Here is a 6,764-nt window from a genome sequence, read left to right on the forward strand (position 1 = left end):
GCTCTAGGTGGATGTCCGTCTCACCAGCGAACTCGGTCAGTTCGTCGATGGCACTCGTCCTGATCGGAATCGTCGTGCCATTAACGGTTGTGTAGTCGCGGTTCTCGATGATTTCATCGTATAGTGTTGTTGGATGGTCCGCATACGTCATGTTCACTAGTCATACGACTACCAGCATAAGTTTTGATTATGCTTGGACGTCCAGGTATACTTGGAACTGTAGGATTGGCTATTTGGCCAACAGGAAGGATTCTATAAAAACAGGTACTCGTTGACGTGAAGGCCCTCAACCGAGACATGGTTGGTGTCCACGGAGAATAGAGATCGGGCGTATTCAGTGAGAGGTAGCTATCTGTCAACCAATATAGCCACCAATCAGGTGAACTGGAATTATCGGCCGTTTGGTAACCAATGGATTCATGTCATCTAATACAGTTATTTGTGGACAATGGCGGAAAGGGTAGCGAACGTACTGGAGTCGTACGACTTCTTTGGGAAATCGATTCCCGGCATCGTTGCACTAATCGGAATTGCGACGTTACTGCCCGGCCTACCACTAGACGCGTTCACAGATCCAAATGGAACGCTAAATTTCACCGTCATTACAGCTCTTGCTCTTACACTCGTGTTTTCTGGTCTCGTTCTTGGCCAGGCAGTCCACACAATAGCTGACAACACAGAGAAGATTCTTTATCGAATCGGGAATTGGGCAGGTGATAAATACTACGTCCACGGGCCATTGATCTCAGAGAACTGGTGGATGGACCACGACTGGTGGAAACAGCGATATCGTTCTGTGGAGCCGTGGATCGTAAGGCGGTACTGGGGCATCCATGATGTCTTCAAGAGTCATCGACGCTTGTTTGAGAACGAACTCGGCTGGCATTTTGACTTGTCAGAGAACAAGCGAGGGTTGGATGGGACACATATAACGTACAACCGATTCCGCGAATGCTGCCAGTCAGAGTACGGGATCGATATTGCAAGGTTCGACAAAAAAGCGAGCCGGGGAATCGAACTGAATGGCTACGTAGAGATCCGCCAACTATATCCAATGGTGACAGCGACGCTTTCTTCGAAAGGATCGGGGAGAGCAAACGGGTTTCAAGCCCGATACTCCTTCTGCCGCGGAATGTGGGTGACTTTGCTCTTGCTTCTGACCGCATACCTCTTAGTGGTATTTTCACCAGTCCAGCCAGGACCATTGATGTACAAACCACTTATTTTGCAGATGCTCTCGCCAGCCGAGCTGGGTCTCGCGATGTGGTCGATGTTCTTGCTCTCATTAGCGTTTATGGACGCATCTGGAGACTACAAAAAGCACTATATTGAGTATCTTATCAGCGATTTTTGTGTGGCGGTGGAGACACCTGACAACCGGGAAAAAGATAAAGAGGATGCCGGTGATCAGATAGAAGAGAAAGATACAGGACGACCGCCATATTATAATTAACTAACTGAAACTGTACTGCCGCACATCTAATCACGAACCAGCGGACAAGGACAATGGCTCCCCTCACACAGACGAACTCAACCGAGGAAGAACTAGAGAGAACTCAGTTCATCATCAAAGAGTTCCTTGTCCAGTCACACCATAGTGAGCTCTTTGAAACGCGAATACAGAAGCTCATATTCTACACTGAGGTTTACTGTATTCTGCATTATCGCCGACGGTTGACGAATGTAGAGTATCGTCCATACATGTATGGGGCGTTTTCGCGTGATGTGAGAGCCGCACTCAACTCCTTAGACGAGGTTACACGTCGGAAAACAGTTATCCAGGGTAACCGAACCACAGGTTACAGTTTAAGTGATCACTCTAGCTCACTAAGTGATGGTATTCAGAATATCATTGAGAAAGTCTGTGAGTACGTGAGTGAGGAATCTACCGAGGAGCTAGCCCAATTCAGTAAGAGTAGCTGGCTGTTTGAGAATACAGAATACGATCACCCGATGAACTTCCCTGAGTTCGCCACCGCCTTGGATGCGCATCCAGAGGCCGAAGAAGCGTTACTTAGGCAGATGCCTTCCCGTGCCGAAATAGACGATGCGGAAGACGTTCTCTTACCACTTACTGAATAACTCGGTGAGAAACGTACAAACGCTTATTGTAATTCAGTAGCGGCCTTTGATTGACATGGACAGGATCCAATCTACTGACCAACCTGTCGAGGTCAGCCAGTCGGTTTCGATCTACACCGGGCCAAAGAAGATTGCAGACGCCAAGATCGATCTTGGGGAGTGGCTCGAAGAGAATGGGATCTAACGTGGTAGCTCTGTATTTTGAGTGGGTCTACATTCGGTAGTCCAGTACCTACACTCCTCAGAAGTCACCGATAGCCAGCCAGCCACCAGCGGTTGGTGCAGACGAATCCAAAGAGCTCGCAAAGGAAACCTGGTAACGTAGCGCTTCAAAGATTCAACAGAGTCGAATCTGATAAGACATTTTTGGCTTGAGACGTACTCTCACCACTTCGATGGACGTGGAGGAACGAATCCCTTGAGTTCAGTTCATGTCGTCCATCGCGGCTCTATACGCGTTGTTGACGCGTGACTACATCATCCCGTCAACAAACGCGGTGGTCGGTACAACCTTTCTCGGGGGTGGCTAGCTACCTCCGACGACACCCGATCGAGCAACCGTACCTACAGCTAGCCGACCTCCAAAGGAGGTCAGCATGAGCGGTCGAGTGGTCCGTCCGCGAGTTGTTATCGAGCGATTCGAAGCAGATGTGACCGAGAATCGACCCCAGCCACGTTACTCACCGGCGACCGCGTCTGTGGTCGGGGCAGCATTCGTCTGTACGACTGGGCGTTCTCCCGGGAGGTCAGTATCCGAGTGGAGGACGATACGCGTCTCGTGGTACGTGAGGCCATCCGTGCGACGCTCCTGTTTTGTCTTCCCAAGTCGCCCCCGGGCGAGTTCAAGCATCGACTCGATCGTCCGCCGAGCGAGCTCTTGAGAGTATTTCTTCGAGACACCTGGCTCATGCTGGCGAATCCAGTCAGCAAGGTCGGGCGCAGAGAGGTACACACGGAGATTCCCACTTCCCTTTGACCAGAGATTGTATCGACCTGGGTCGTCTCTGTGCCGCCAGGCTTTGGCAGCCAGCTCGTCGGGCTTTCGGTTCGTCATCGATGCCAGCATCTCATCATCGAACCGTGCGAGCCGCTGGAGTGGGAGGAGGTCAGCGGTGGTGTGTGCAACGTGTCCACCGCGGGCCAAAGGGTCCTCCTCACCCGGGAGACGAACGTACTGTTTGCCATCGTCTTTCGTGATCCGCTCGAGACGGTGGCCATGGACGTCGAGGTGCTCGGCGTCAACGTTGTCTTCGAGGAGGTGTCCACCCTTTTCTAAGGTTCGAGCCTGGAGTTCAGAGAGCCCATCGATGATGTTCTCAGTTCGGCGAAAAAACGCGTCAAGCCTGGGGTGCGTCTCACGGTCAAGCGTCTCGAAGATATCGCGGCATTCATCCTCGACAGCGACGCGTGCCTCGCGTTCAGCCTCGAGTTCGTCTTCGAGCGTCTCGATTTTCGCTTGCTGGTCAGCAATCGTCGATTCGAGTTGGTTGATACGGGTGACGAGCGACTGCAGTTCGGGTTCGGTAGTGTCGTGCATCGTTTGGGTGATAGGGGAAGTGGAATGGTTGCGTGTGGAGTCGACAGTCGAATAGCGAAGTGTCTCACTTGGACCGGATAAGTAACCCACCTCGAAGGGCGTCTTCGCATGCGGGATTGCCGCAGATCGGGTACCAACCGTAGATCGATTCGAGCTCGACGACTTGCCAGTTGGTGGCGGTCCCTCGAGCTGCGCACGAACAACGTGGTGCGGGGGTGGGGGCATCGGGGTCAGGGGCGTGGAGACGTTTGTCCCCGCCGCCGACCTTGAGGACGACTGGAACGTCGTAGTCGGTAGCCCACGCAGGGGGAGTTCGGTCGACAAGCGTCATTGTACACCCGCTGTCGCACAGCGATGGCAGATGGGTAGCCGGGTTTCAGCGTCGATACCGGCTGCAGGACGAATGTGACAGTTCGAACAGGAGCACTCGCGGTCCTTATCAAACCGTGCTGTCTTTGTGGCTATGCGGGGTTCTGACCTCGCGTTGGCTGTCTCCGTCATGGTTCAGTGACGGAACCTCCCCGAGTGCGGTGCTGGTTCCACTGCACTCGGGACCGACCTGATCTTCTTGAGCCGATGGTTTCTCGCGCGGTTCCGTATCTCATAGTGACACCGGCTGTGCATAAATGCACTGGTAGCTTAGAAATGAGAATTTAGTATTTCAAGTCACAATCCGTGAGTTGTAGGGGTGAGTGACGTATACACACACGTAATGAGAAAATCTGCATCGTGGATGACAATATGGGATGATCGAATTCTAGAGTGGGCGCAGCAAAACGAATCTGCAAGTGCTGCCGTGATGAAGGATAGTGAGTACTTCCAAGTTTCTCGGTCATCACTATCTCGTCGGCTTAAAAAACTGAGTGAGAAGGGACTCCTCCAGCATCTCGGGAATGGTGTTTACGTGATTACTGCAATTGGTGAAGATTATCTTGAGGGAGATCTCGACGCTAAATCCCTCAACAGCGAAAGTAGTAGCGAAGATACTGCATCTGCTTAAATTTATGATGAGAAAGTCTGGAGACTGGATGACGATTTGGGATGATAGAATTCTAGAGCATCTCCTTGGGAAGGGTTGGGAATCACCAGCTGAGATCCATGACAAAGTTGGTGACGAGGTGACACTACGACAAGTGAAAAAACGGTGTCGTGTGTTGTGTAACGCGGGGCTATTAGCGCCGTGCATCAATGATGCAGATGCCGATATGTTTGAAATCACAATCTGGGGTCAACTGTATCTCGAAGGTGAAGTGAATGCGGCGTTAATTCGACCAATCCCGAAGACACGTCCACCAGATAAGGTGAGGCCAGATTACTGGTCAGGGTTTGTCTAATTTGCAGAAATGCAGTAAGACAGATGCTTGTTTCCTAACGTGGAAGCCACCACACAACATTTCGAGATCCAACTTTTATCTTCTGTAACTCACTCTCTCGACTAAGTGCCTCTAGACGACGGTGCGCGTTTGAATGGTCCCACTCAAATTGTTCTGCAATCTCACCGGTTCCCCAGAATGGGCGTTTACCTTGCCGAAAGAACTCAAGAATCTCACTGTCAGACACAGTAGACGAATACCGTCCAGAATTTTTGTCGCGACTCATCTGTTACATCGAGATATGAGCCCCACCATGAAATAATCGTTGCACCGGTAGTATTATCACCATGCACTCATTATTGTATGGTAGAGAAGGCTTGTCTCTCGGGGTTCGTTGAAACGCCCGGGTGCTAGGACACCCAGACTGGTCTTCTAAAGCCAACAAAGACCAATGTCATCTACACAATACCCAATTGAAAAGGTTGTTGAGTCGCGCGACTGCACGGTCGCTGCATCACGGGCACACAAGCCAATCGGTATCGATACCGAGGGCTATTTCCACCACTACGATCCGTTCAAACGTCAGGTGTGGCGCTTTGACGCCCATGGAGACATCGAGCGAATCACTCCTCTCAAAGACTACAGCGTTGGGACCTACGTCGGGTTCGTCGACTCACAAATCGGTTGGGACAATCGTGTCCTCATCACGGCACACGAACTATTCGGAGGAGTGTTCTGATGGTATACGGAACGCTCTGTCAGTACTGTGGGCAACCAATGGTTCGAGGTTCGAGTGATCGTCCATGCTGTGCGCATTGTACGGGGATCACCGATGAGTGAATCGCCGAGAGCGGAGCTTCGCATGCACGTCACGCAAGCGTACACTCGAACACACGAACCAGCGGTCAAACAGCATTTAGAAGCAGCACTTGAAGTGTTCGAGGCTGTCGAAGAAGAGCTCCGGACTTGTTCACAATGCGGGAAGCAAGGTCTCCCAGAACGAATTCGCGTACACAACTGCCACGCAGAAAAATAAGTAGCTCATAGCGAGGGAGGTACAGCCGAAATTTGTTCGCTCTCACAAAGATTCGTCTGAAACTATCGGTGCGGCTCCTCTCCTGACCCTCGGCTACCAACTTCAAACCCACAAGGGTTCGTCTGAAACGGTCGCGGACGCCGTCGGCGATTTCGTCGACGCCGCCGCTTCAATCCCACAAGGGTTCGTCTGAAACCACCTTCGAACCGGAGTGATCTCGCTCGTGGAGCATTGCTTCAATCCCACAAGGGTTCGTCTGAAACGAATCGCCGTCGCCGAACCCTTCTCAACCCGAGCCGAGCTTCAATCCCACAAGGGTTCGTCTGAAACGGAACGCTCACCGTGTTGACGCCTCGCTTCGAGATGCTTCAATCCCACAAGGGTTCGTCTGAAACTCGGCCCCCCACGTTGAACCATCGTCAGCCGAGTCTTTGCTTCAATCCCACAAGGGTTCGTCTGAAACAACGACCTTCGGAGGACCCGAAAATGAGTGAGACTCCGCTTCAATCCCACAAGGGTTCGTCTGAAACGGGCGGCTGGGAGTCGTGGGAGACGTTCCGGCGGGCGCTTCAATCCCACAAGGGTTCGTCTGAAACAGACGCTCCAAATACAGAACGACGGCACGAACTGGCTTCAATCCCACAAGGGTTCGTCTGAAACACGGGGACTCAGAGCGAGACGATAGCCGTCGGGAGATGCTTCAATCCCACAAGGGTTCGTCTGAAACGGGCCGATAACCTCGTTCACCGCGTCCCACTGCACCCGCTTCAATCCCACAAGGGTTCGTCTGAAACAG

Annotated in this window: 7 protein-coding genes and 1 CRISPR repeat array; of the genes, 5 read left to right on the forward strand and 2 right to left on the reverse strand. The window is 52.1% G+C overall.

Translation table 11 applies throughout. The annotated features are described in order from the left end of the window. Positions 1–448 precede the first annotated feature (448 nt). From C5C07_RS20055 to C5C07_RS22145, 3 genes are read left to right on the forward strand one after another with little or no spacing between them, the layout of a single operon-like run. On the forward strand, positions 449–1,453 hold the full coding sequence (locus tag C5C07_RS20055) for a hypothetical protein (RefSeq protein ID WP_115806004.1): 1,005 nt from the start codon (positions 449–451) through the stop codon (positions 1,451–1,453). 53 nt (positions 1,454–1,506) lie between these two features. Next, positions 1,507–2,082, forward strand: coding sequence for a type II toxin-antitoxin system antitoxin SocA domain-containing protein (locus tag C5C07_RS20060; RefSeq protein ID WP_115806005.1), 576 nt, complete (start codon positions 1,507–1,509; stop codon positions 2,080–2,082). Positions 2,083–2,137: 55 nt separating this feature from the next. After that, entirely contained in the window at positions 2,138–2,266 is a 129-nt protein-coding gene (locus tag C5C07_RS22145; RefSeq protein ID WP_255565277.1) for a hypothetical protein, read from the forward strand. A gap of 492 nt (positions 2,267–2,758) precedes the next feature. On the opposite strand, the gene C5C07_RS20065 is transcribed toward C5C07_RS22145, so the two are convergent. After that, on the reverse strand, positions 2,759–3,619 hold the full coding sequence (locus C5C07_RS20065) for a hypothetical protein (RefSeq protein WP_115806006.1): 861 nt from the start codon (positions 3,617–3,619) through the stop codon (positions 2,759–2,761). Positions 3,620–4,352: 733 nt separating this feature from the next. Between C5C07_RS20065 and C5C07_RS20075 the strand changes: the two genes are divergently transcribed. Continuing rightward, the gene (locus C5C07_RS20075; RefSeq protein WP_115806007.1) at positions 4,353–4,619 is read left to right on the forward strand and encodes a PhiH1 repressor; all 267 of its coding nucleotides are present in this window, start codon (positions 4,353–4,355) and stop codon (positions 4,617–4,619) included. Positions 4,620–4,987: 368 nt separating this feature from the next. On the opposite strand, the gene C5C07_RS22255 is transcribed toward C5C07_RS20075, so the two are convergent. After that, positions 4,988–5,218 (reverse strand): helix-turn-helix domain-containing protein, encoded by a 231-nt coding sequence (locus C5C07_RS22255; protein WP_115806009.1) that lies wholly within the window; start codon positions 5,216–5,218, stop codon positions 4,988–4,990. Between the two features lie 165 nt (positions 5,219–5,383). Here C5C07_RS22255 and C5C07_RS21220 point away from each other — a divergent pair, with 165 nt between their 5' ends. Then, complete coding sequence (locus C5C07_RS21220; RefSeq protein ID WP_147302068.1) at positions 5,384–5,671, forward strand: hypothetical protein; 288 nt, start codon at positions 5,384–5,386, stop codon at positions 5,669–5,671. A gap of 330 nt (positions 5,672–6,001) precedes the next feature. After that, positions 6,002–6,762: direct repeats of the CRISPR family, unit length 30 nt; unit sequence GCTTCAATCCCACAAGGGTTCGTCTGAAAC. The last annotated feature ends 2 nt before the right edge of the window (positions 6,763–6,764 follow it).

Origin of the sequence: Haloferax sp. Atlit-4N (genome assembly GCF_003383025.1) — an archaeon.
GTDB lineage: Archaea > Halobacteriota > Halobacteria > Halobacteriales > Haloferacaceae > Haloferax > Haloferax gibbonsii.

What these genes read in the sequence shown, in the direction of transcription:
- C5C07_RS20055 (WP_115806004.1), top strand. Translation starts at nt 449, where the DNA reads ATGGCGGAAAGGGTAGCGAACGTACTGGAGTCGTACGACTTCTTTGGG.
- C5C07_RS20060 (WP_115806005.1), top strand. Translation starts at nt 1,507, where the DNA reads ATGGCTCCCCTCACACAGACGAACTCAACCGAGGAAGAACTAGAGAGA.
- C5C07_RS22145 (WP_255565277.1), top strand. Translation starts at nt 2,138, where the DNA reads ATGGACAGGATCCAATCTACTGACCAACCTGTCGAGGTCAGCCAGTCG.
- C5C07_RS20065 (WP_115806006.1), bottom strand. Translation starts at nt 3,619, where the DNA reads ATGCACGACACTACCGAACCCGAACTGCAGTCGCTCGTCACCCGTATC.
- C5C07_RS20075 (WP_115806007.1), top strand. Translation starts at nt 4,353, where the DNA reads ATGACAATATGGGATGATCGAATTCTAGAGTGGGCGCAGCAAAACGAA.
- C5C07_RS22255 (WP_115806009.1), bottom strand. Translation starts at nt 5,218, where the DNA reads ATGAGTCGCGACAAAAATTCTGGACGGTATTCGTCTACTGTGTCTGAC.
- C5C07_RS21220 (WP_147302068.1), top strand. Translation starts at nt 5,384, where the DNA reads ATGTCATCTACACAATACCCAATTGAAAAGGTTGTTGAGTCGCGCGAC.